Consider the following 23,437-nt stretch of genomic DNA (forward strand, 5'->3'; position numbering starts at 1 on the left):
TTTCCCAGCAGCCTGCCGCCGGCCGGGCACGGTCCCCAGGGAAGAAGACGCAGCGTCGTGAGCAGATTCGACTGCCGGTGCGGGGTGGGGCGGTGTGCCGGGGCCGCAGGCATTACGTCCGTGCTCTCCGGGGCGCGTGTTCCCCTCGGGCAGGCAGCAGCCCCAGGAACTCCTCACGGATCGGGGCGAAGCTCGGCTACGAGCACCTGCGCCGCCATGACCTCCGGCACACCGGACTGACCTGGTTCGCCGACGCCGGGTGTCCAAGTACACGTCCTACGCAGGATCGCCGGCCACGGGTCACTGACCACCACCCAGCGCTACCCGATCGTCGTGACCCGCTGACCTCGGTCAAGTACGCCGGTCCCCGACTGGTCCCCAAAAATGGTCAAGGGCCGGTTTCGGATGCCTCCGAAACCGGCCCTGACCTGCGACTGTCTCCAGTCGGGACGACAGGATTTGAACCTGCGACCCCTTGACCCCCAGTCAAGTGCGCTACCAAGCTGCGCCACGTCCCGATGCGTCTCACGCGCGGTGACCCGCGTGTTCGCGCACTCGAACCCTACCGCACGTCGGTGGACGGCCGCACACACAGGGTCATCGTCGCAGCGCAGCGGGGGGGTCGCCGGCCGGGCGCGGCAGTGGTCGTCAGGCCGGTTCGTCAGCCGGTGACGCGGGGCGCGTCACCCGCCGCCGCGGGACCGGTCAGGCGTTGGGGTCGAACGCGATGCCGGAGGGCTCGGCCTTCGTCAGGTGGGAGTTGAAGTTGCCGTCCTTGAGGCCGAACACGGCGCTGCCGAAGTCGTACGCGCTCAACTTGTCGCGGAGTCCGGCGGGGTAGCCGTTCCAGCCGACCAGCGTCGGGAACTGCCAGGTGTGGTAGCTGTTCTCCGGCGGCTCGTCGTTGGTGTTCGCGGGCCGGAAGCAGTGCGTGCGGATGCCGTCCTTGTGGTAGACGACCTTGGGGTGCGTCCCGTCCCAGCGGATCTGGTCCCGGGTGTAGATGTTGAAGTTGCCGTGGGCCGACGTGGACACGTACTTGGCCTCGTTGTCCTGGACCCACACCACGACGTGCTCCCAGTCGTTGCGGTGCCCGCCCAGGCCACTGCCGACCACGGCCTGGTCCTTCTCCATGTAGAGGCCGTAGATGATGGCGCACCAGCCGTTGTTGCACTTCTCGCGGGAGTACCCGTTGGTGTTGTCGAGGTCCCAGGAGTCGTGGCAGTGGCCGTTCAGGGCCCCGGAGGGATTGAGACCGGGGTTGATGGTGCCGTCGGGGCCGATGGCGGGCGTCGGGTAACAGCCGTCGGTGTCGTAGTCGAAGGCCGGCTGGAACGTCGACTCCAGTGCGTCCGCGTTCCCGGGCAAGGCCGTGGGCGGGTCGGCGAGGGCGTTGCCCGGGAAGGCGACGACCAGTGCGACGGCGCTGCCCAGGATGAGCGAGACCTTGCGGGCCCGCGAGCTTCTTGTCACTGCTTCCTCCGGATCGACCGCGGCGTGGGGGCAGGGCAGACCAGGCGGTCGTCTTGGCATGCCCAGATCAGCCTTCCGGGCGGGCGCGAAAAACACCAGAGGTCGCGGGTGTCAGAGCGATGACAGATGTGCCAATGGGGAGGGTGGGGCGGCCTGTTGGGAGTCGCCGGACCTGTCCGGAGCACAACTCCACTGCCTGACAGCCGAGTTGCTGTCAGGCCAGTTGCCTCCGGGCCGGTTGCCGGCAGGCAGGGAGACCCTAGGAGTCCTCGCTCCGCGGCTCCCATCCCTCGTACGCGGCCGTCAGCAGCCCCAGCACGCCGTGCGCGGTGACCTCACGCGGGTTGGGGTAGGACTCCGCCGCGACTTGGGCCGCCGCCCGGGCCAAGTCGGCCTCCTTCAGGCCGAGTTCGGCGAGCGAGCGGGGAGCGCCGAGGCCGCCCGCGAGCTCCCGCAGGGCGCGGGGGACGTCGTCGGTGTCCATGGCCCGCGCCAGGACGGCGATCGCCTGCGGCGCGGCGGGCGCGTTGTAGGCGAGGGCGTACGGGAGGACCACGGTGTGGGTCTCGGCGTGCGGCAGGCCGAAGGTGCCGCCGAGGACATGGCAGAGCTTGTGGTGCAGACCCATGGTCGTGGCGCCGAGGCAGGCGCCGCAGAGCCAGGCGCCGTACAGCGCCCGGGAGCGCGCCCCGGGATCGCCGGGGGCCGCCGCCACGTCCGGAAGGGCGCCCGTCATCGCCCGTACTCCCTCCTCGGCCATGAGGGAGACCAGCGGGGAGGCATCGGGGGCGTACAGCGCCTCGACCGCGTGCGCGAGGGCGTTGACGCCGCTGGTCACCGAGAGCGGGACCGGGAGGCCGAGGGTGAGTTCGGGGTCGTAGACGACGCAGCGCGGCAGTACGGAGGAGTCGCGTCCGGTGCGTTTGACCCCGTGTTCCGTCAGACCCCACACGGACGTCATCTCGGAGCCCGAGTACGTGGAGGGCACGGCGATCAGCGGCAGGCCGGTGCGCAGCGCGATCGCCTTGCCGAGGCCGATCGCGGAGCCGCCCCCGACGGCGACGCAGCCGTCGGCGCCCGCCGCGCGCGCCACCTCGACCGCCTCGTCGGCGACCTCCACGGGTACGTGCATCCGGGCTCCGGAGTGCACCCCCACGCAGTTGTCGCCGAGCGCGTCCGCCACCGACCGGGCGACCTCCGCGCCCCGGCTGCCGCACACCACGAGCACCCGGTGCAGCCCGAGACGCGCGGCCTCCCCCGGTGTCGCGGACACCGAGGCGCCGGCCCGGAAGACGACCCGGGCGGGCCGGGTCTCGTAGGAGAAGTCGAGCGGGGTGCTCGGCGGGGTGGTCATTCGTGCTCCAGGACGAGTTCGAAGCGGGCGTGCCGGAAGGGGTTCGTGACGCCGAACTCCCGTGCCAGCGAAGGATCGTCGGTCTCTGCGAAGTCCTGGACGAGGCTCTCCTTCACCGCGAAGACGGCGTCGGAGTCCAGATAGGGGCTGCCCGCCACGAAGATGTGCGTGGTGACGGGGACGTGGCCCTCGGCCGAGGCGATGAAGTGGATGTGGGCGGGGCGCCAGGGGTGGCGGCCGGTGGCCCCGAGCAGGGCGCCGACCGGGCCGTCGGTGGGGATCGGGTACGGGCTCGGCACACAGGTGCGGAACCGGAAGCGGCCCTCGGCGTCCACCGTGAAGAGTCCGCGTCCGTTGCCGGGCGGCTGGACGTCCGGCCGCTGGACGTCGTAGAAGCCCTCGCCGTCCGCCTGCCACACGTCGAGGACCGCGCCGGGCAGCGGAGTGCCGTCCCGGGACAGCACCCGGCCGCTGACCACGCACGGCTCGCCGGTGCCCACCAGGTCGATGGTCGCGCCGAGGTCCCGAACGGGCGACTCCGTCATGTGGAACGGGCCGAGGACCGTCGACTCCGTCGCGCCCGGGTCGCGGTGGCCGTTCAGGTTCTCCACCAGCATGGACACGCCGAGCACGTCGGACAGGAGGATGAACTCCTGGCGGGTGTCCGTGCACATCCGCCCGGTCTCCGTCAGGAAACCTATGGCGCTCTCCCACTCCCCCGTCGTCGGCCTTGCCTCGCGGACGAAGGCGTGCAGATGGCGGGTGAGCGAGCCGAGCAGCTCGCGCAGTCTCGGGTCGGGCGTGCCCGCGAAGCTGTCGACGACAGCTTCGGTGATGTCCGTGGTGCGTTCCTTGGCCATGCCGCTCCCGTGGTCCCGCCGGTCGTCCTGCCGGGCGGACACCAGGCTACGAGGCCGCCGGGCGCGCCGTTCACCGCTCACGAACCTCTTCACCGCGTCCGGCCCGCTCGGCCGAAACAGTGTGATCGACGCCGAAGGACGCGCGATGCCCCTTTCCGTGAGGCATCGTTGACCTGGAGCATTACGCCCGCACCGGACGCACGGAAAGTATGATCAAGCAATGTCTGACTTGACCGAAACCACGCCCGGCTGGCTGTCCCGTGACGAACTGGAATCGGCCCGCGCCCGTATGCCGATCCTGTACGTCGAGGCCGTACCGGTGCGCGTCGACGACAACGGCGAAGTCACCCACATCGGGCTCCTGCTCCGTATCGGTCCGGACGGGACGGTCAGCCGTTCCCTCGTCTCCGGCCGGGTGCTGCACCACGAGAAGGTCCGCGACGCGCTGCTGCGCCATCTGGAGAAGGACCTCGGCCCGGTGGCACTGCCCCGGATCCCGGCCTCCCTGCACCCCTTCACCGTCGCCGAGTACTTCCCGACGCTGGGCGTGACGCCGTTCCACGACCCGCGTCAGCACGCCGTGTCCCTGGCGTACATCGTGCCGGTGACCGGCGACTGCCGCCCCCGGCAGGACGCCCTCGACCTGGTCTGGTTCAGTCCGGAGGAGGCCTCGTCCCCCGTGGTCACGGACGACATGCCGGGCGGTCACGGGGTTCTGCTGAGGCAGGCGCTGGCGTACGTCGGACGTATCGCCTGACGGGCGGATCCACGGGCTGGGAGACGGTCCAGGGGTGCACACCCGACGGACCGTCACCGCCCGTCCTCCCGGCCGACCTACCGGCCGCTCCACACCGGGCTGCGCTTCTCCGCGAAGGCGGCCGCGCCCTCACGCGCGTCCTCGGAGACGAAGACCGGCGCGATGATCCGCTCCTGCTCCTCCCAGCCCTCGGCGAGCGTCCAGTCCGCGCTGGAGCGTGCGATCCGCTTGGTCGCGGCCACCGCGAGCGGGCCGGCCGACGCCACGCGGGCGGCCAGTTCCAGCGCGCCCTCCAGCGCCTTGCCCTCCGGTACCAGCCGGTTGACCAGGCCCACCTCGGCGCCGCGCTGCGCGGTGATCGGATCGCCGGTGAGGAGCATCTCCATGGCGATCGCGTACGGGATACGGCGCGGCAGCAGCAGCGCGCCACCGGCGGCGGCCACCAGGGAGCGGGTCACCTCCGGGACGCCGAACCTGGCCGTGTCGGCCGCGACCACCAGGTCGCAGGCGAGCAGCAGCTCGAACCCTCCGGCCAGCGCCCAGCCCTCGGCCGCGCCGATCAGCGGCTTCTTCGGCGGAGTGATCGTGATGCCCGCCAGGCCGCGGCCCTCGATAGCGGGGCTCTCGCCCCTGAGGAACGCCTTGAGGTCCATCCCGGCGGAGAACGTTCCACCGGCGCCGGTCAGCACGCCGACCCGCAGATCGTCGGACGCGTCCAGCTCGTCGACGGCCTCCGCGATACCGCGGGCGACGGCCAGGTTCAGGGCGTTCTTCGCCTGCGGCCGGTTGATGGTGATGATCTGCACGCCGTCGCGGCGCTCGACCAGGACTTCGTCCGACATGTGTCGTTCTCCTTGTGGTGCGGTCGTTCCGGCTCAGGTGCTCGGACGACGTGTTCTTCAGCCGTTCAGCCGTTCAGCCGTTCGAAGGCACGGATCGCAGGATTCCGGCGAGGAAGGTGTCGCAGAAGACGTCCGCGATCTCGCGCGGCGGGAGTCCGGCGTCCTTCTTCAACCACACGTACGAATAGTTGAACATTCCGAGGATTCCCTTCAACGCCACTGCCTCGGGCAGTGGTTTGAAGTCCCCGGCGTCGATTCCCGCGTTGAGGGTGCGCCGCCACACCTGCTCGTACTGCTTGCGCAGATCGAGCACCGATTCCATGAGCGGACCCGTGAGCGCGGTGAAGTCCCGGTAGTGGACGGTCCATTCGAGAACGTGGTCGGCGATGTTCTCCATCAAGGTCCGGGCCAGCTCCCTGAACCGTTCCTCGGGATCCTCCACCCGCTTCTCGATATCGAGGGCGACCTCGACCATCACGCGGAGCTGGGAGGCGCTGATCTCGAAGAGCAGGGCTTCCTTGTTCCCGATGTGGTGGTACAGCGCGCCTCTCTGAAGCCCTACAGCCGCCTCGAGTTGGGCCATCCCGGTGCCGTGGTAGCCGTGCTCGGCGAACAACTCCGCCGCGGCACGCAGAATCCGAGCTTTCTGAGGTGACTTGGGGGCCATTGACCTGCCATTCTCGAGAAGATTGCCGGGGGAGGTAGAGACTACCGAGGGTCGTGGCGCCCGGCTCGCGGGCGCCGGTGCCCTCGCTGTCAGCCTTCTTCCGGAGCGTCGGGCCGGCCGAGATACGCCGGGTTGGCCACGAGCAGCTTGTCCCGGACCGTCCCGACGACGGCTTCCACGACGCGGGGGTTCACAGGTGTCACGGCGCCGGAGCGCAGGGCTTCGGCGAGGTCCCGCTCCGTCGCGAACCCGAGGCCCTCCAGCCGTCCGCGGTGCCGCTCCGTGACCTCGGCGGACAGCAGGAGCTCGCGTCGTACGATCCGCAGGGCATTGGCCGCGACCCTGGCGAGGTAGCCGCCGCCGCCCTGCGGACCGAGCTCACCGCGGGCGAGGGTGCGCTCGACCACGGCGAGCAGATGGTCGGCGTCCGGTGCGTCGTGGGGTGCGGCGCCCGTGCCGACCGTTTCGGACTCCGCGGCGTCTACGACGGCCAGCGTGTCCTCGATCTTCTCCGGCCGCGTCAGTCCGAGCGCGAGCAGCAGGTCGAATTCCGCCTCGCACACCCGGCGGCCGATCACCGCGTGTTCGAGCGAGTCCTCTTCGCCCTCCAGGTGCACGGCGGCCTGCTGACGGCAGATCAGCACCCAGCGCAGCGTGCTGTAGACCTCCCACCAGTGCAGTTGCGCGTCGGTCGGGCGCCAGCCCGCCACCTGCTCGTATCCGTCGAGGAGTTGTGCGCGGGTGCCGAACCCGCCGACCGGCAGCGCCGAACCGAAGCGCCACGCCTTCACGCAGAGCCAGCCGAGATCCTCGACGGGGTCTCCGCGGTGGACCAGTTCCCAGTCCAGGACCGCCCGGATCCCCTCGGGGCCGACGATGGCGTTGCCGTTGCGCAGGTCTCCGTGGACGACGGTGTCGGCGACGGCGGGCACGGGGTGGTCCTCCAGCCAGCGGATGCCGAGTTCGACCGACGGCCGGGGCGAGTCCCAGCGTTCCGCGAGGGCGCGCAGCGCGGCGATCGGGTCCTGCCGGCCGAGCCCGTCGAGGGTGTCGGGGGACATCGTGTGGATGCGCGCGGCGATGGCACCGAACTGCGCCGCGAGGGTCTCCCGTGCCGTGGCGTAGGCGTCGTCGCGCAGCAGGCGGCGGGGGATCACCTCGCCCTCCACATGGCTCATCACGATGTAGGGGTTGCCGCCGAGGGACGCCCCGCTGTCGACCAGCTCCGGGACCGGTACTCCGGCCGCGGCGGCGGCGGCCATGACCTTGGCCTCCAGGTCCATGGTCTCGGCACCGGCCGGGCCCGAGAGGTCGCGCCTGAGGACCAGGTCGCGGGAGCGGCCCTCGGCCTCGGCGGTGAAGCGCATGGTCTGCCGGCTGGCTCCGCCGGGCAGGGCGCTGGGGACGGTGGCCGTCACCGGGGCGCCCCAGGCGGCGGTCAGGCGCGTCTCGATCTCCTCCTGGTCAGTCATCGAGACCGTCCTGCAGCCAAGGGGCGCGGGAGGGGTCGGCCAGCAGGCGTCGCGCGACGACCATCCGGTGGACCTCGTCCGGGCCGTCGTAGATGCGGGCGAAGCGCGCCTCGCGGTACATGCCTTCGAGGGGCGTGTCGTCGGTGACGCCGAGGGCGCCGTGGACCTGGATCGCGCGGTCGATGACGTTGTGGAGCATCTGAGCGGCCCAGAACTTGACGATGCTGATCTGGATGCGGGCCTGTCCGTCCTGGTCGAACTGCTTCGCCGCGTCCAGGACCATCAGCCGCGCCGCGTGGATCTCGGCCGCGGACTCCGCCACGTAGCGCTGGATCTCGCCCTTCTGCGAGAGCAGCGAGCCATGGGCGTAGCGCGTGTTGGCGCGGTCGACCATCAGCTCGAAAGCGCGCTGGGCCTGGCCGAGCCAGCGCATGGCGTGGAAGATCCGGCCGGGGCCGAGGCGGATCTGGCCGACGGCGAATCCGCCGCCCCGCTCACCGAGGAGGTTCTCGTAGGGGACGCGGACTCCGGTGAGGCGGATCTCGCAGTGGTCTCCGCCGGTGGAGCCCATGGTCTTGAGGACGCGGACGACCTCGAAGCCGGGGGTGCTGGCGGGCACGACGATCGCGGACAGGGCCTGGTGGGCCTTGACGTCGTCGGGCTCGGTGCGGGCGTAGACCGTGGTGAACGCCGCGTTGGAGCCGCCGGTGGTGAACCACTTGTGGGCGTCGATGACCCATTCGTCGCCGTCGAGCCGGGCGGTGGCCTGGATGAGCGTCGGGTCCGATCCGGCGACCTCCGGCTCGGTCATTCCGGTGCTCGGCGTGATGTCACCGGCCACCAGCGGAAGCAGCCAGCGCTGCTTCTGCTCTTCACTTGCGAAGCGGTGGAGCATGATCGCGTCCTGCATCGACAGCGTGCCCGCCGCGAGCTGTCCGTACTTGGAGCGGCCGATGATCTCGTTGACCAGCGCGAACTCGTAGAACGGCAGACCGCCGCCGCCGATCTCGGCGGGGTGGCCCAGCGCCCACAGGCCCTTTTCCTTGGCGCTCGCCTGCAGGCGACCCAGCGCGACGGCGGCACTGTCGCCACCGGCGTCCAGGGCTCGTTCGGCGGGGATGACCTCACCGTCGACGAACTCCCGCATGGCGGCGTGGAGTTGTGATCCTGACATACTCATGGGCTTCATTCCTGACAGCAGCGGACGGGCAGGGCGGTGCGTCGATTACTTGGGGGGAAGGCGGACGCCCCCGTCGATCCGGATCACCTCACCGTTCATATAGCTGTTGGACAGCAGCTCCCACGCGAGGCTGGCGAACTCCTCGGCCTGGCCGAGCCGGCGCGGGAAGACGACGTCCTTGGCGAGCTTGGCCTTGAACTCGGCCGGGTTCGGGACGGTCTCGTAGATCGGCGTCTCGATCAGGCCGGGCGCGATGGTGTTCACCCGGACGCCGACGACACCGAGGTCACGGGCCAGCGGCAGGGTGAGTCCGACGACGCCGCCCTTGGAGGCGCTGTAGGCGACCTGGCCGATCTGGCCGTCGAACGCGGCGACCGAGGTCGTGTTGACGATCGCGCCGCGCGCGCCGTCGGCGTCGGGCTCGTTGTGGGACATCGCGGTCGCGGCGAGGCGGACCACGTTGAAGGTGCCGATCAGGTTGACCTCGACGACCTTGCGGAACGCGTCGAGGTCGTGGGCCGAGCCGTACGAGCCGTCCTTGCCGACGGTGCGGGCGAGGCTCGGGATGCCCGCGCAGTTGACGACGACGCGCAGCGGGGCGTCGGACACGGCGGCGTCGACGGCGGCGATGACCTGGTCGGGGTCGGTGACGTTCGCGGCGATGAAGCGGCCGCCGATCTCCTTGGCGACCCGCTTGCCGCCGACCTCGTCGAGGTCGAGGACGGTGACCTTGAGGCCCTTGGCCGCGAGAAGGCGGCTGGCGGCCTCTCCGAGACCGGAGCCTCCGCCGGTGACGATCGCCGAGCTGCCTGCCAGTTCCATCGTTGACTCCTTGGTTCGTGTGCGGTGCGGGGTGCGGGGTGCGGGCGGGCTCGTGCCCGGCCGGTGTCCGGTCAGGGTTTGCGGACGAACGCGGCGATGGCCGCCTGTGCCTCGGGAGAGGCGATCACCGCGACCTGGTTGTCGATCTCGGCTTCGAGCGCCTCGGCGAGAGTGGTCCGCCAGGCTTCGTTGAGCAGTGACTTCGTGCCGGCCAGGGCGGCGGCCGACAGCTTGCGAAGGCGGTCGGTGAGGGCGTCGACCTGCGCGGCCAGTTCCTCCGGCGGCGCCACAGAGGTGATCATTCCCCAGTCCAACGCGGTGGCGGCGTCCAAGGAGTCGCCGAGGAACGCCAGTTGGCGTGCTCTGCGCTCCCCCACCAGACGGGGCAGCAGCCAGCTTCCGCCGCTGTCCAGGGACAGTCCGCGCCGGATGAAGAGCTGAAGGAAGCAGGACCGGTCGCTGGCCACCACGAAGTCGCAGGCCAGCGCGAGGTTGACGCCCGCGCCCGCGGCGACCCCGTCGACCATCGCGATCGTCGGGAACGGTGCCTCGTGCAGGGCGAGGACACAGCGGTTGGAGACCCTGATCCGGTCGGGCAGCGCGTCGAGGTCGTCGAGCAGTCCCTCGACGTCCGAGCCGCCGCAGAACGCCCCGTCGGCTCCGGTGACCACCACGGCGCGGGTGCCGGGGTCGGCCGTCAGCTCGGCGAGCAGGGCCTCCAGCGCGCTCCACATCGTGTCGGTCATGGCGTTGAGCTTGCCCGGCCGGTTCAGGGTGATCGTGGCCACGCCGTCCCGCGTCTCGCAGTCGACGCTCATCGGCGGGCCTGCTTGTCGGGAGCGTCGATGGACCGGCCGATGATCTCCTTCATGATCTCGTTGGTCCCGGCGTAGATGGTCTGCACCCGTGCGTCCAGGAAGGCCCTGGCGACCGGGTACTCCTCCATGAAGCCGTAGCCGCCGTGCAGTTGGAGGCAGCGGTTGACCACGTCCTGCTGGAGTTCGGTCGTCCACCACTTGGCCTTGGCCGCGTCCTCGGCGTCCAGTTCCCCGGCCAGGTGACGGCGGACGAGGTAGTCCACGTAGACCTGGGCGACCTCGGTGGCGGTGAGCATCTCGGCCAGCTCGAACTTGGTGTTCTGGAAGGAGGACAGCCGCTGTCCGAAGGCCTCGCGCTCCCGGCAGTAGTCCATCGTCCAGTCCAGGACGGCACGGGCGCCGGTGATCGCCGAGACCGACAGCGCCATGCGCTCCTGGGCCAGGTTCGCCATCAGGGTGGGGAAGCCCGAACCCGGCTCGCCGAGCAGGTTCTCGGCCGGCACCCGGGCGTCGTCGAAGAACAGCTCCGCGGTGTCCTGGCTCTTCAGTCCGATCTTGCGCAGGTGGCGTCCGCGGGTGAAGCCGGGGGTGCCGTCCTCCACGACGATCAGGCTGAGGCCGCGGTGGCGTTCCTCGGGGTTCGTCTTGGCGGCCACGATGACCAGGTCGCAGTTGAGGCCGTTGGTGACGAACGTCTTGGAGCCGTTGACGACGTAGTGGTCGCCGTCGCGGATCGCGGTCGTACGGACGGAGGCCAGGTCCGATCCGGTGCCGGGCTCGGTCATGGAGATCGCGCCCATGATCTCGCCGGTGACGAAGCCCGGCAGCCAGCGGGCCCGCTGCTCCTCGTTGGTCGCGCCGAGCAGGTACGGCAGCACGATGTCGTTGTGGAGCGTGATGCACATGCCCGAGCCGATGACGTTGGCCCGCTGCAGCTCCTCCGAGATGATCACGTTGTAGCGGAAGTCGTCGACGCCGAGGCCGCCGTACTCCTCCGGGACGGCCATGCCCAGGAAGCCCTGGGCTCCGGCGGCCAGGAACATGGACTTGTCGACCCGACCCGCCGCCTCCCACTTCTCGTGGTTCGGGACGATCTCGGCCTTGACGAAGGCCCGGAAACTGCTGCGGAAGTCGTCGTGGGTCTCGTCGAACAGATCACGGTGCACAGCCATCGCGTGCCTCCTCTCTCATCGTGCGGTCCATCCGCCGTCGACCGCGAGGGTCTGTCCGGTGATGAAGCTGCCGCCCGGTCCGGCCAGCAGCAGCAGGGCTCCGTCGAGTTCTTCGGGCCGGCCGGGCCGGCCCATGGGGGTGTTGCGTGCGATCCAGCGGCTCGCGGACTCGTCGGCCAGCATCTCGGCGGTCAGTTCGCTGGGGAACCAGCCCGGCGCGATGGCGTTGACCCGGACCCCGGAGGGGGCCCATTCGGCGGCCAGATGCCGGGTGAGACTGACGACGGCGCCCTTCGCGGCGCCGTAGGCCGACTGGGGGATCGGGGCGGATGCGACGAGCCCGAGGACGGAGGCGATGTTGACGATCGTCCCGCCGCCGCGCTCCGTCATGGACTTCGCGGCGAGCACGCTGAGCTGGAAGAGCGCGGTCACGTCGATGTCGAGGGTCTTGCGGAACGAGGCGAGCGGCTGATCGAATGCCGGCAGCGCGTCGGCCCAGCCGGCGTTGTTGACCAGGATGTTCACGCCACCGAGCTGTTCGGCGCGGGCGATCAGGGCCGCGCAGTCGTCCTCGTCGGTGATGTCGCACCGGTGGGCCACGATGCCGTCGTGCTCCGCGGCCAGTGACTCCAGGAGGTCGGTGCGGCGGGCGGCCGCGACCACGGTGGCACCGGCCGCGGCCAGCGTCAGGGCGAACCTGCGCCCCAGTCCGCTGGAGGCCCCGGTCACCACCGCGACCTTGCCGCTCAGGTCGATGACGTGCGCCCCCTGGGTCACGACAGCCTCTCGATGACCGTGGCGTTGGCCATGCCGCCGCCCTCGCACATGGTCTGGAGGCCGAACCGGCCGCCGGTGCGCTCCAGTTCGTGCAGCATGGTGACCATCAGCTTGGCGCCGGAGGCACCGAGCGGGTGTCCCAGCGAGATGCCGCCGCCGTTGACGTTGACCTTGGCCGGGTCGGCGCCCAGTTCGCGCTGCCAGGCGAGGACGACCGAGGCGAACGCCTCGTTGACCTCGAAGAGGTCGATGTCGTCGAGGCTCATGCCGGACCGCGCGAGGACCCGCTGGGTCGCCGGGATCGGGCCGGTCAGCATCTCGACCGGGTCCGAGCCGGTGACGGCCATGTGGCGGATGACCGCGCGCGGGCGCAGGCCCAGCTCGCGGGCTTTCTCCGCACTCATGATCAGGACGGCGGCGGCGCCGTCGACGATCTGCGAGGAGTTGCCGGCGGTCACGCGCCCCTCGGGGATGAAGGAGGGCTTGAGCCCGGCCAGCGCCTCGGGGGACGTGTCGCGGATGCACTCGTCGGCGAGCAGGGTGTCGCCGGGCTCGGTGACCTCGCCGGTCTCGCGGTCGCGCACCTTGCGGGGCACGGGGACGATCTCGCGGTCGAAGCGCCCCTCGTCGCGGGCGGCGGCGGCGCGCCGGTGGCTCTGCAGACCGTAGGCGTCGAGCTCCTCGCGGGTCAGTTTCCAGCGGTCGACGACGAGCTCCGCGGAGATGCCCTGCGGGACGAGACCGCTGGCTCCGTACGCCTCGCGGTCGGCGTAGCGCTGGTGCGCCGCCTCGCCGTAGACGGCGCGGATGTCGCCGCCGGGGGCGTTGGAGAACATCGGCACGGTGGACATGCACTCCAGGCCGGCCGCGACGACGACGTCGCAGGTGCCGGCCATGATCGCCTGTGCGGCGAAGTGGACGGCCTGCTGGGAGGAGCCGCACTGCCGGTCGATGGTCGTGGCGGGCACGGTCTCGGGCCAGCCCGCGGCCAGGACGGCCGTCCGGCCGACGTTGGTGCTCTGGGGACCGTTCTGGGTCACGCAGCCCATGATCACGTCATCGATGATGGCGGGGTCGATGCCGGAGCGCTCCTGGAGCGCGATCAGCGTCTGGGCCGCGAGCTCCGCGGGGTGCCAGCCGGACAGGGAGCCGTGACGCTTGCCGGAGGCGGTGCGGACCGCTTCGACGATTACTGCTTCGGGCATGGGAAACCTTTTCGGGGACGACCGGAACACGGGGGGTGTGCGGCCGGTGGTGTACGGGGCTGAAGGCTGCGGGCGTCAGGCGGACGGGGCGAAGCCGCGCTCGGCCATCCAGCCGGTGATGACGCCGATGGCCTCGGCCAGCTGGGGACGCTGGTCGGGTCCCGCGTAGTAGTGCGTGGCGCCCTTGACCACGTGCAGGGTCTTGTCCGGGTGGCCGACCGCGTCGAAGAGACGCTGGGTGTGGCTCGGGGTGCACGCGTCGTCGGCGCTGTTGCCGATCACGAGAGCGGGGACCTGCAGGTCGGCGGCGCACTTCACGCCGTCGCCGTTGGCGTCGTCGTAGCTCCACTGGGAGAGCCAGCCGCGCAGGGTGTTGAACCGGGCCAGGCCGACCGGGCCGTTGTTGACGACCTTGGGGTCGCCCAGGTAGCAGCCCGGCGCACGGTCGCTGGGGTCGACGGCGGGGTCGAGCCAGCGCGGGTCGGCCATCGTGCCGTGCACCACGAAGCCGCGCTCCTCCAACTCGCGTCCGGACTCGCGCAGTTCGGCGAGCTGCGTCTTGACCCAGGCGGTGATCCTGCGGTTGCGGGCGATCTGCGCGGCCCGGTAGCGCTCGATGAACTCCGCGGTGTACGGCGGCTGGTTCGGGTTCTTCGGGTCGTACAGGTCGAGTTCACGGTCGCGGACGTCGGGGTCGGACTCGTCCAGGATCGAGGCGTCCAGCCACTCGGTCATCGTGCCGTGCCGGCTGACGTGCGCGGCGAGCAGCATGATGCCGTCGGCGGGGGGCAGGTCGCAGCGGGTGAGGTCCGGGGCGTCGCCGGCCGGGGTGGCGGTGACCGTCGGGTTCTGCGCCTGCTGCTGGTAGTACAGCGACAGCGAGCCGCCACCGCTCCAGCCGGCCAGCACGACCTTGGCGTAGCCGAGCCGGTCGCGGGCGTCGCGCACACAGGCGCCGAGGTCCTGGACGACCTTCTCCATGATCAGGGCGTTGTCGACGCCCCGGTAGCGGCTGCCGCAGTAGATGACGTGGTGGCCGGCCCTGGCCAGGGCGTTCATCATCGGCAGGTAGGCGCCTCCGCCGATCGGGTGCATGAACACGATGACGGTGTCGGACTCCACCTCCCTGGGCTTCAGGAGGTAGCTCTCCAGCGCGACCATCGCGCTCGGCCCGCCGTAGGTGTCCCGGTAGGCCGAGGTGTCCTCGAACATCACCAGGTAGGGGATGCGGTCGTAGGCGTGCTTCTTGGCTTCCGTGCTCATATCTGGATCTCCGGGTCTGCGGCACCGGCTTCGGCCGCCGCGGTGAGGACCGCCTCGCTGGGCACCAGCCGCCGTCGGGTGTCGACGGCGATGATCTTCCATTCGACCCGGGTGTCCCGGTCGAAGCGGCGCCGGGAGCGCTCGCGGGCCTTTTCCGGGGCTCCGTGGTGCGTGCCCTGGGGGGCGTGCGAGATGAGGCCGGGCGGCAGGTCGATCCCGAAGACGTTGCCTCCGTGGAAGAAGGCGATCTCGTCGAAGTCGACGTTGCGGTGGTACCACGGGTAGCGCTCGGTCCCCGGCACGCCCTCGGCGACCCTGGGCAGGAAGTTCATCACGTACACGCCGGTGGCCTGCATGAACAGGTGCACGGTGGGCGGCAGGTGCACGCTCTCGGAGGTGATCACGTTGTAGTCGTCGATGTTGAAGGTGAAGGGGAAGTTGTCGCCCCGCCAGCCTTCGGCGTCGCACGGGTCGTGCGGGTAGAAGATCGAGGTCTGCCGACCGGAGTGGTACAGCCGGACCTCGTACTCGTCGCGGCCGTCGTCCTCGACCACGGCGGCCTCGGGGACCACGACGAGCGCGCTGTCGAACGGGAAGTGCCGGCCGAGGACGCCCGCCGGCGGGACGCGGAACTCGTCCACCGCCTCGACGACCAGGACGCAGCTGCCGCCCTCGTCGGGGACCTGGCGGTAGGTCGTCGCCTTGGGGAGGTAGACGTAGTCACCGGGTCGGTAGGCCAGCGAGCCGAACTCGGTGACGAAGCTTCCGGTGCCCTGGTGCACGAAGTGCAGCTCGTCGCCGTCGACATTGCGTACGTAGAACGGCGCGGGGGCGTTGCGCATGCTCAGCGAGATCCGGCAGTCGGCGTTGCTGAACATCAGCAGCGGCGCGCCGCTCGGGTCGTCCTTGTCCGTGGGGGTCAGCGCGCTCGCGGCGATGTCGACGCCGGTCAGCGGACCCTCGCTGCGGTACTGGGTGGGGTCGTGACGACGGTAGAGGTGCGCCGTGCGGCCCTCGAACCCGCCACGGCCGAGCTCGTCGTCCTTGAGACCTTCGAGGTCCGCGTGGATCCTGCGGGGCGTCGTGCCTTTCCGCAGGTGGGTGAATGACTCCACTTACCGCTCCCGTCTTCGTCCGGGGCGCCGGATGTTCTGGCATCCGGCGCCCCGGCACCGAATCTCCGTACCGACTGATCGGTACAGTAATCTGGCCAGGTGTTCCCGTCAATCGTGGGCTGTCACCGCCGACCGTGCTGTACGGCACACACGGCCGGCGTTCTCATCAAGGTGCTGCCGTCGCCGCCAGCCGTACGTTCAGCGGGCTCGGGTCGACGTATTCCTCGATCCGGCGGATGTGCCGGTCGTCGCAGAAGACCCGGAGCATGGCGGGCATGCGAATTCCTTCGCAGCGCCCACCGAGCTCGACGACGTGCTGCTGTACGAAGCCGTCGTCCAGGACCGTCCGCCGCACGTCCACATAGTGCAGCGGGCCGGCCTTCGCGGCGAGCCAGGAGAGCAGCCGCAGGCTTTCCGCGCGCGTCTGGTCGACGTCGTCGTAGTTGTGCCAGACGGTCACGTCCGGGCTGTACAGCGCCTCCAGTTCCGCGAGGTCCCCACGGGAGACCGCGGCGAAGAACCGGTCGGCGAGCGCGGAGACGCCCGCGCTCATGCCTGCTCCCCCTCCGGTGCGCCGGTGGGGCCGTAGTTGAGGGCCAGACCGGGGCGCGGCCAGTCCACCTTGATGAGCTGTCCGGTGCTGGCCATGGTCATGTAGGCGGTCCGCAGGCCCTCGCCGCCCCAGCAGATGTTGGTCAGGCCCGGGTCGTTGTCGACGTCGATGTCGACGAACTCCACCAGTTCGCCCTCCGGGCTGACCACGGAGATGCCGGTGTGGACCATCGACGCCACGCAGAGGTTGCCGTCGGCTTCGATGCCGAGCCCGTCGAAGTTGGTGTAGTCGGGCGCCGTGTACAGGAAGTTGCCGCCGCCGGAGCCGCCCATGGACAGCCCGCCCTTGATCTCGCCCGGCGCGGTGATCTCCCACCACCACACGCGCGCGGTGAAGGTCTCGTTGACGTACAGCCGCGTTCCGTCGGGCGAGAGGCCGATGCCGTTGGGGCCGTCCATCCCGCCGGTGAGCAGCTTGATCGAGGTGCCGTCGGCGGTCGCGTAGAAGAGCCGGCCCTTGTCGCCGGTGACCCCGTCGCTCTTGCCGTAGTCGGTGAAGTACATCCCGCCGTGGGCGTCGAAGACCAGGTCGCTGGCGCTGCGCAGCGGCTGTCCGTCGCACTCGGTGTAGAGCGTCTCCACGGAACCGTCCGTGAGGTCGACCGCCTGGACGCTGCCGGTGACGTAGTCGGGCGCGATGCCGACGGCCCAGGTGAAGCCGCCGAACTCGACGCCCATCATGCCGCCGTTGTTGGTGACGTAGACCCGGCCGTCGGGACCGAGGGCCGCGCCGTTCGGGCCGCCGCCCAGCTCGGCCACCACCGACACGGTGCCGTCCGGGGTGACCCGGGTCAGCTTCCCGCCCAGGACCTCGACGACGAGCACGTCACCGTTCGGGAGCGCGACCGGCCCCTCGGGGAACTTCAGTCCGGTGGCAAGAGTGGTGACATTCATTTGCTTTCCCTTCCCGGGATGTTCTTTGCAGCTGACTTTTTTACGTTTGTTCCGACGGGCCTTCAGTTCAGTGCCAGGCCCCGCCGCGGCCACTCCACCTTCAGCAGCTTTCCGGTGCTGGAGGCGGTGATGTACGCGGTGGTCAGGTGTTTTCCTCCAAAGCAGATGTTGGATATGCCCGGGTCTCCGCCGACGTCGATGTCGACGAACTCCACGAGGTGGCCCTTCGGGCTCACCACCGAGATGCCCGCGTGGATCATCGACGCCACGCAGACGTTCCCTCCGGCCTCGACGGCGAGCGAGTCGAAGTTCGTGTAGTCGGGCGCGGTGTACAGGAAGTTGCCGCCGCCCGAACCGCCCAGGGAGAGACCGCCCTTGATCACTCCGGGGGCCGTGACCTCCCACCACCAGACCCGCGCGGTGTACGTCTCGCTGACGTACAGCCGCTTGCCGTCCGGGGAGAGCCCGATGCCGTTGGGGCCGTCCATCCCGTCGGCCACCTTCCGGATCGAGGTGCCGTCGGCGGTGGCGTAGAACAGCCGACCCCGGTCGACGGCGGTCGCGCCGGTCTTGCCGTAGTCGGTGAAGTAGAAGCCGCCGTGGGCGTCGAAGACCAGGTCGTCCGGACCGCGCAACGGCTGCCCGCCGGCCTCGGTGCAGAGCGTCTCCACCGACCCGTCGGCGAGGTCGACCGCCTGGATGCTGCCGGTGACGTAGCCGGCGGGGGTGCCGCCGGCGAAGGTGAACCCGCCCACGTCGAAACCGTTCAGGCCGCCGTTGTTGGCGACGTAGACCCGGCCGTCGGGACCGAGCGCGGCGCCGTTGGGGCCGCCGCCCAGCTCGGCCACCACCGACACGGTGCCGTCCGGGGTGACCCGGGTCAGCGTCCCGCGCAGGACCTCGACGACGAGCACGTCACCGTTCGGGAGCGCGAGGGGTCCCTCGGGAAACTTCAGCCCGGTGGCCAGGACGGTCACCTTCGGCTTACGGCGCCTGTCCGCGGCGGCGGCCGCGCCGACCGGGCCGAGCACCGCGGCGCCCGAGGCACCCGCGGTCACCGCGGTCATGCGCCCGATCAGCGACCGGCGGGAGAGGGCCCGCCGCGGCGGCAGTATGTCCTGAACGGGCTCCGCGGTCTCTTCGGTTCTTTCCATGGTCAACCGTCCTTTCGGTACAGCTCCTGGTGAACGCGTTGCTGATGTCGCCGTCCGGCCCGAGGACCGTGCCCTCGGGCCCTTCCCGGAGCGGGGACCACCCCCGCGGAGCGGCTCCCCGCCACGGATGTCACTCCCCCGCGGCGAACCGGTCCCGCAGGTCGTTCTTGCGGATCTTGCCGCTGACCGTCTTCGGCAGGGCGTCCGCGAAGAACACCGCCCGAGGCTGCTTGTACGAGGCGAGCCGGCTCTTGCACTGCGCCACGATCTCGTCCGCCGAGACCTCCTGGCCCTCCCTGCGGACCACCACGGCGGCCACCTTCTCGCCCCACACCGGGTCCGGCAGACCGATGACCGCCGCCTCGGCGACCCCCGGGTGCTCGTAGAGGGCGTTCTCGACCTCGCTGGAGTAGACGTTCTCGCCGCCGGAGATGATCATGTCCTTGGCCCGGTCGACGATGTAGAGGAAGCCCTCCTCGTCCTTGCGGGCGAGGTCACCGGTGTGGAACCAGCCGCCGGCGAAGGCGTCCTCGGTGGCCTGCGGATTGCCGTAGTAACCGACGGTGACCTGGTCGCCCTGGACGACGATCTCGCCGACCTCGCCCACCTCGCAGTCCTCGCCGTCGGGCCGCACCACGCGCACGTCGACCAGGGCCATCGGCTTGCCGACCGCGTCGAGCAGGTGCTCCTCGCCGTTCACGGCCCGGATGTGGGCCGCCTTGTCGAGGGTCAGCATGTTCCCGCCCAGCTCGGTCATGCCCATACCGGCGTACACGATCGGGCCGAACCGCTCGATCGTCCGGCGCAGCACCTCGACGGGGATCTTGGAGGCGCCGTAGCCCATCCACTCCAGGCTGCTCAGGTCGTACTCGTCGATCTTCGGGTGGGCGAGGAGCATCGCCATCATCGTCGGGGCGAAGCCGCCGCTGGTGACCCGGTGGTCCTGGACCAGCCGCATCCACTGCTCCGGGTCCCAGCCGGACATCATCAGCACGGAACCGCCGTTGAACTGGTGCATCGGCGTGAGGTAGCCGGCGACGTGACACAGCGGCATCGCGTTGAGAAAGCTGGTCTCCGGTGTCGGCTCGTAGGCGAGCACCGACTGGATCAGCGCGGTGTTGATGTTGCGGTGGGTGAGCTGGGCGCCCTTGGGGAAGCCGGTGGTGCCGCTGGTGTAGAGCAGCCAGGCGACCTCGTCCTCGGTGACCCGCACCTCGGGCTCGGTCGGCCGGCCCTCGGCCACGAGGTCCTCGTAGCTGCGTACGCCGGGCCGGGACTCACCGATGACGACGATGTGCTCGACCGACTCCAGATCGGCGCGGTGCTCGGTGAGCGCCTCCAGGTACTGCTCCTCGACCAGGACGACCCTGGCGCCGGAGTTGTTGAGGATCCACACCCATTCCTTCGGGTGCAGGCGGTAGTTGAGCATGGTCAGCGCCATGCCCACGGCGGGGACGCCGTAGTACGCCTCGACGTACTCGGGGTTGTTCTCGGACAGGATCGCGATCCGGTCGCCCCGCGAGGCGATGCCGAGAAGCGCGTTCGCGAGGCGCATCGCCCTCTCGTACAGCTCGGCATAGGTGCGGGAGCCCGAACCGTCCGCCATGAGAAGCGCGTTCTTTTCCGGTGTCCGCATCGCGTTGCGACGCAGCACGTCACTGATCAGCATGGCGTTCTTCCTCCTGTGCGGTCGATGAGCGAGGTGGCGGTGCCGCCCTGGACGGCGACCACGCGCCTCTCGACGAATCCGGTGATCTGCTGGTGGCTGTAGCCCGCCGCGCGCAGCACGTCGGCGGTGTCCCGGCCCGGGTCGGCGGGCGGTCTGGGTGCCGCGGGCCGGGTGCGGCTGAAACGGGGGGCGGCCGCGGGGTGCACCACCCCTTCGATGTCGAGGAACGTGCCACGCTCGCGGTTGTGCGGGTGGCCCGCGACCTCGTCGAGCGAGAGGACCGGGGTGACGCAGGCGTCGACATCGTCGAACACCGTCATCCATTCGGCACGTGACCTGGCGGCGAAGGCCTCGGCGATGCACTCCTTCATCGCATCCCAGCGCCCGGGATCCAGCCGGTCCCCGGCCGCCCTCGGGTCGTCCGCGACGCCGAGCGTCTCCAGGAGGCGGTCGAAGAAGTACCGCTCCGCCGCGCCGACGGCCACGTACTCGCCGTCGGCACAGCGGTAGGTGCCGTAGAAGGGCGAACCCGAGTCGAGGGTGTTGGTGCCGCGTTCCGTGTTCCAGGTGCCGGCGGCCCGCATCCCGAGCATCGTCGACAGCAGCACCGCGGCTCCGTCGACGATGCCTGCGTCCACGACCTGCCCGGCCCCCGACTGGCGGGCCTCCAGCAGGGCGCAGACGATCCCGTAGGCCAGGAGCATCCCGCCGCCGCCCTCGCCGACCAGGTTCACCGGCGGTACCGGCGGCTGCCCGGCGAGACCGATGGGGTGCAGCGCTCCCGCGACCGAGATGAAGTTGATGTCGTGGCCGGCCCGGTCCGAGAGCGGACCCTGCTGCCCCCAGCCCGTCATCCGGCCGTACACCAGACGCGGGTTGCGGGCCCGGCAGGCGTCCGGTCCGATGCCGAGCCGTTCGGCGACGCCGGGGCGGAAGCCCTCGATCACCGCGTCGGCGGTCTCGGCGAGCCGGAGCACGATCTCCGCGCCCTCGGCGGATTTCAGGTCCACGGCCACGGAGCTGCGGCTGCGCTCGGGGATACGGAACCTGGGGTCGTCCATGCCGGGCGACTGCTCGATCGCGTCCACCCGGTCCACCCGGACCACCTCGGCGCCCATGTCCGCCAGCAGCATCGCGGCGAACGGAGCGGGGCCGACCCCGGCGATCTCCACCACCCGCACCCCGTCGAGAGGCCCGCTCATGACCACCTCCAGTCGTCGTACCTCGTTGTACCGTCCGGTCGGTACAGGCATGAAAGCACAGCGCCCTCCGATTCGTACAGACCTGAATCAGTTCTGCTGCCGGACCGCCTTCGGTGGTCCCGCGCGGCGTCACGCGGAGCGGCCCCGGGTGGCGAAATCCGCTGGTCCACGGCGTGTACGAGCGTCACCGCCGCGCCTCAGGCGACGCCCCGGACCGACGCCTCGGCCCTACCGGGCAGGGGTACCCGCAGGGGCCCCGGAACCCGTCAGGCGCCGCCCGCCCACCGCGCGCGGGCGGGTACGGATACACCCGGAGGATGTGCCCGTCGCACGCACGGCGGATACGGCCGGTGCACGCACGGCGGGTGGGCCCGTCGCACGCCGGCAGACGTGCCCGTCCCGCGCCCCGGCGACTGCGGCTGTCCTACGGCCCGGCGGGTGTGCCCGACGGGCCGGGGACTGACGGGGCGCGCCCCGTCAGTCCCCGGACTGCTGGTCGGCCCGGTGGCGGCTCAGGGACGCCCGCGCGGACAGCACGTGCGCCGTCATGACCGACTGCGCCCACGTCCCGTCACGGGCGGTGAGCGCGTCGACCAGTTCCCGGTGCTGGCGCAGGCTGCGCGCCATCTCCTCCGGGGAGTAGTTGTGGAACGTGTGCCGTACGAGGGAGATCTCGATGACCCCGGACAGGATCCCGGGGAGCAGCGCGTTGCCGGCGGCCCGGTGCAGCGCGCGATGGAACTGCAAGTTGAGCTCGGTGATCCGGTCGTCGGCGTCGTCGCCGGCGGCGCGCGCCACCTCGTCCATGGCGTCGCACAGCTCCCGCAGTTCCTCGCGCTCGGCCTCCGAACCGTCGCGCTCCGCCGCACGGCGCGCGGCGTAGCCCTCAAGGAGCGCCCGCAGACTGAAGATGTCGTCGAGATCGGCGGCGTCGAATCCGGTCACCTGCGCACCGCGGTTGGGGTGCAGGGTGATGAGCCCGTCGGCCTGCAGCCGGCGCAGCGCGTCGCGTACGGGAGTGCGGCTCACCTCGTAGGTGGTCGCGATGTTCTCCTCGCGCAGCCACGCGCCGGACGGGTGCGCCCCGGTCAGGATGCTCCTGCGAAGGTCCTCGTAGACCCTCACCGACGGCTTCGTCATCGTTTCCGCTCCTGGTACGGCACCATGGTCAGGGCGCGACCGAACAGAGGCGCGCGACCGTCCCGTCGGGTCATCGCGTGGGCGCGGGGAACCGTCCGGCACGCAGCAACTGTCCCGGCAGCGGCCTGCCGAGGACCTCCGTGATCCACGCTGCGGTGGACAACAGCGCGTCGAGATCGATGCCGGTGTCCACGCCCTGCCCTTCGAGCAGGTAGACGAGGTCCTCGGTGGCGATGTTACCGGTCGCCTTCGGCGCGAAGGGGCAGCCGCCGATGCCCGCGACGGAGCTGTCCAGGACCGACACGCCGGCTTCCACTCCCGCGTAGGCGTTGGCGTAGCCGGTGTTGCGGGTGTTGTGCAGGTGCAGGCCGAGCGGGATGCCGAGCCCTGCCGCACCGGTGAGCAGCCGGGTCACCTGGTGGGGCACCCCGACGCCGATGGTGTCCGCGAAGACGAGTTCGTCGGCGCCGGTGGCGGCGACCCGCTCGGCGATGGCCAGCACGCGGCCCGGGTCGACCGTCCCCTCGAACGGACAGCCGAACGACGCGGCCAGCGTGACACTGGCCCGGCGGCCGTCCGCGTGGGCCGCCGCGACGATGTCGGCCGCCTCGGCGATCGACTGTTCGACGCTGCGGCCCTGGTTGCGCCGGTTGAAGGTCTCGGTGACGCAGAAGGCCATACGGGCCTCGTCGCACCGGGTCTCCGCGAGCCGGGTGTAGCCGCGCTGGTTGAGGACGAGCGCCGCGAGACCGACGCCGTCGACGGGTTCCACCGCGGCGCAGACCTCTTCCGCCCCGGCCATCTGCGGCACCCGGGCGGGATTGACGAAGCTGGCGATCTCGATGCGGTCGACACCGGTGGCGGACAGCCGGTCGACGAAGTCCGCGCGCTGCCGCGGGCTCAGGTGTTCGGGTTCGTTCTGGAGTCCGTCACGCGGACCCACTTCACAGATTCTGACGCTCACGGGGGTGTCTCCTCTCCTTGCCCCG

22 protein-coding genes, 1 tRNA gene and 1 pseudogene are annotated in these 23,437 nt (G+C 70.6%); 2 read left to right on the forward strand and 22 right to left on the reverse strand.

The genetic code is table 11. The features are described from left to right. Nucleotides 1-185: 185 nt before the first annotated feature. A pseudogene (locus tag ACIQRL_RS27655) lies at nucleotides 186-324 on the forward strand (tyrosine-type recombinase/integrase); the annotation flags it as partial. Between the two features lie 120 nt (nucleotides 325-444). Here ACIQRL_RS27655 and ACIQRL_RS27660 read toward each other — a convergent pair. The 4 genes from ACIQRL_RS27660 to ACIQRL_RS27675 all read right to left on the reverse strand — a co-directional run bounded on the left by ACIQRL_RS27660 (nucleotide 445) and on the right by ACIQRL_RS27675 (nucleotide 3,687). Further along, nucleotides 445-518 (reverse strand) — tRNA-Pro (locus ACIQRL_RS27660). Nucleotides 519-705: 187 nt separating this feature from the next. Then, on the reverse strand, nucleotides 706-1,473 hold the full coding sequence (locus ACIQRL_RS27665; RefSeq protein ID WP_401336616.1) for an NPP1 family protein: 768 nt from the start codon (nucleotides 1,471-1,473) through the stop codon (nucleotides 706-708). Between the two features lie 259 nt (nucleotides 1,474-1,732). Then, on the reverse strand, nucleotides 1,733-2,827 hold the full coding sequence (locus tag ACIQRL_RS27670; protein WP_401336619.1) for a maleylacetate reductase: 1,095 nt from the start codon (nucleotides 2,825-2,827) through the stop codon (nucleotides 1,733-1,735). Beyond that, nucleotides 2,824-3,687, reverse strand: a complete 864-nt coding sequence (locus tag ACIQRL_RS27675) for an intradiol ring-cleavage dioxygenase (protein WP_401336622.1) — start codon at nucleotides 3,685-3,687, stop codon at nucleotides 2,824-2,826. The genes ACIQRL_RS27670 and ACIQRL_RS27675 overlap by 4 nt, the downstream gene beginning before the upstream one ends. 220 nt (nucleotides 3,688-3,907) lie before the next feature. Here ACIQRL_RS27675 and ACIQRL_RS27680 point away from each other — a divergent pair, with 220 nt between their 5' ends. Beyond that, nucleotides 3,908-4,444 carry an NUDIX hydrolase family protein gene (locus tag ACIQRL_RS27680; RefSeq protein ID WP_401336625.1) on the forward strand — a complete coding sequence of 179 codons (537 nt, stop codon included), beginning with the start codon at nucleotides 3,908-3,910 and terminating at the stop codon, nucleotides 4,442-4,444. A gap of 77 nt (nucleotides 4,445-4,521) precedes the next feature. Here ACIQRL_RS27680 and ACIQRL_RS27685 read toward each other — a convergent pair whose 3' ends face one another. The 18 genes from ACIQRL_RS27685 to ACIQRL_RS27770 all read right to left on the reverse strand — a co-directional run bounded on the left by ACIQRL_RS27685 (nucleotide 4,522) and on the right by ACIQRL_RS27770 (nucleotide 23,412). Beyond that, on the reverse strand, nucleotides 4,522-5,286 hold the full coding sequence (locus ACIQRL_RS27685; RefSeq protein WP_401336628.1) for a crotonase/enoyl-CoA hydratase family protein: 765 nt from the start codon (nucleotides 5,284-5,286) through the stop codon (nucleotides 4,522-4,524). Nucleotides 5,287-5,359: 73 nt separating this feature from the next. Next, on the reverse strand, nucleotides 5,360-5,953 hold the full coding sequence (locus ACIQRL_RS27690) for a TetR/AcrR family transcriptional regulator (RefSeq protein WP_401336631.1): 594 nt from the start codon (nucleotides 5,951-5,953) through the stop codon (nucleotides 5,360-5,362). Nucleotides 5,954-6,042: 89 nt separating this feature from the next. Further along, complete coding sequence (locus ACIQRL_RS27695) at nucleotides 6,043-7,425, reverse strand: phosphotransferase family protein (protein ID WP_401336634.1); 1,383 nt, start codon at nucleotides 7,423-7,425, stop codon at nucleotides 6,043-6,045. Further along, nucleotides 7,418-8,605, reverse strand: a complete 1,188-nt coding sequence (locus ACIQRL_RS27700) for an acyl-CoA dehydrogenase family protein (protein ID WP_401336636.1) — start codon at nucleotides 8,603-8,605, stop codon at nucleotides 7,418-7,420. The genes ACIQRL_RS27695 and ACIQRL_RS27700 overlap by 8 nt, the downstream gene beginning before the upstream one ends. Before the next feature lie 45 nt (nucleotides 8,606-8,650). Then, nucleotides 8,651-9,427 (reverse strand): SDR family NAD(P)-dependent oxidoreductase, encoded by a 777-nt coding sequence (locus ACIQRL_RS27705; RefSeq protein ID WP_401336639.1) that lies wholly within the window; start codon nucleotides 9,425-9,427, stop codon nucleotides 8,651-8,653. A 71-nt stretch (nucleotides 9,428-9,498) separates the two neighbouring features. Then, nucleotides 9,499-10,245 carry an enoyl-CoA hydratase/isomerase family protein gene (locus tag ACIQRL_RS27710; RefSeq protein ID WP_401336642.1) on the reverse strand — a complete coding sequence of 249 codons (747 nt, stop codon included), beginning with the start codon at nucleotides 10,243-10,245 and terminating at the stop codon, nucleotides 9,499-9,501. Then, on the reverse strand, nucleotides 10,242-11,411 hold the full coding sequence (locus ACIQRL_RS27715; RefSeq protein WP_401337029.1) for an acyl-CoA dehydrogenase family protein: 1,170 nt from the start codon (nucleotides 11,409-11,411) through the stop codon (nucleotides 10,242-10,244). The genes ACIQRL_RS27710 and ACIQRL_RS27715 overlap by 4 nt, the downstream gene beginning before the upstream one ends. 21 nt (nucleotides 11,412-11,432) lie before the next feature. Beyond that, nucleotides 11,433-12,194 (reverse strand): SDR family NAD(P)-dependent oxidoreductase, encoded by a 762-nt coding sequence (locus ACIQRL_RS27720; RefSeq protein WP_401336644.1) that lies wholly within the window; start codon nucleotides 12,192-12,194, stop codon nucleotides 11,433-11,435. Further along, a complete protein-coding gene (locus ACIQRL_RS27725; protein WP_401336647.1) occupies nucleotides 12,191-13,399 on the reverse strand; it encodes a thiolase family protein in 1,209 nt (402 codons plus the stop codon). The genes ACIQRL_RS27720 and ACIQRL_RS27725 overlap by 4 nt, the downstream gene beginning before the upstream one ends. Before the next feature lie 75 nt (nucleotides 13,400-13,474). After that, the gene (locus ACIQRL_RS27730) at nucleotides 13,475-14,662 is read right to left on the reverse strand and encodes a hypothetical protein (RefSeq protein WP_401336650.1); all 1,188 of its coding nucleotides are present in this window, start codon (nucleotides 14,660-14,662) and stop codon (nucleotides 13,475-13,477) included. Continuing rightward, complete coding sequence (locus tag ACIQRL_RS27735) at nucleotides 14,659-15,777, reverse strand: homogentisate 1,2-dioxygenase (protein ID WP_401336653.1); 1,119 nt, start codon at nucleotides 15,775-15,777, stop codon at nucleotides 14,659-14,661. The genes ACIQRL_RS27730 and ACIQRL_RS27735 overlap by 4 nt, the downstream gene beginning before the upstream one ends. 166 nt (nucleotides 15,778-15,943) lie before the next feature. Then, complete coding sequence (locus ACIQRL_RS27740) at nucleotides 15,944-16,330, reverse strand: nuclear transport factor 2 family protein (protein WP_401336656.1); 387 nt, start codon at nucleotides 16,328-16,330, stop codon at nucleotides 15,944-15,946. After that, nucleotides 16,327-17,283: an SMP-30/gluconolactonase/LRE family protein gene (locus tag ACIQRL_RS27745; RefSeq protein ID WP_401336659.1), complete on the reverse strand. Its 957-nt coding sequence runs from the start codon at nucleotides 17,281-17,283 to the stop codon at nucleotides 16,327-16,329. The genes ACIQRL_RS27740 and ACIQRL_RS27745 overlap by 4 nt, the downstream gene beginning before the upstream one ends. Nucleotides 17,284-17,345: 62 nt before the next feature. Continuing rightward, the gene (locus tag ACIQRL_RS27750; protein ID WP_401336661.1) at nucleotides 17,346-18,437 is read right to left on the reverse strand and encodes an SMP-30/gluconolactonase/LRE family protein; all 1,092 of its coding nucleotides are present in this window, start codon (nucleotides 18,435-18,437) and stop codon (nucleotides 17,346-17,348) included. A gap of 130 nt (nucleotides 18,438-18,567) precedes the next feature. Beyond that, the gene (locus tag ACIQRL_RS27755; protein ID WP_401336664.1) at nucleotides 18,568-20,106 is read right to left on the reverse strand and encodes a class I adenylate-forming enzyme family protein; all 1,539 of its coding nucleotides are present in this window, start codon (nucleotides 20,104-20,106) and stop codon (nucleotides 18,568-18,570) included. Beyond that, nucleotides 20,100-21,308: a CaiB/BaiF CoA transferase family protein gene (locus ACIQRL_RS27760; RefSeq protein WP_401336667.1), complete on the reverse strand. Its 1,209-nt coding sequence runs from the start codon at nucleotides 21,306-21,308 to the stop codon at nucleotides 20,100-20,102. The genes ACIQRL_RS27755 and ACIQRL_RS27760 overlap by 7 nt, the downstream gene beginning before the upstream one ends. 477 nt (nucleotides 21,309-21,785) lie before the next feature. Next, nucleotides 21,786-22,448 (reverse strand): GntR family transcriptional regulator, encoded by a 663-nt coding sequence (locus ACIQRL_RS27765; protein WP_401336670.1) that lies wholly within the window; start codon nucleotides 22,446-22,448, stop codon nucleotides 21,786-21,788. A 70-nt stretch (nucleotides 22,449-22,518) separates the two neighbouring features. Beyond that, nucleotides 22,519-23,412 (reverse strand): hydroxymethylglutaryl-CoA lyase, encoded by an 894-nt coding sequence (locus ACIQRL_RS27770; protein ID WP_401336673.1) that lies wholly within the window; start codon nucleotides 23,410-23,412, stop codon nucleotides 22,519-22,521. Nucleotides 23,413-23,437: the final 25 nt, after the last annotated feature.

It is taken from the genome of Streptomyces sp. NPDC091209 (assembly GCF_044757755.1).
Classification (GTDB): Bacteria; Actinomycetota; Actinomycetes; order Streptomycetales; family Streptomycetaceae; genus Streptomyces.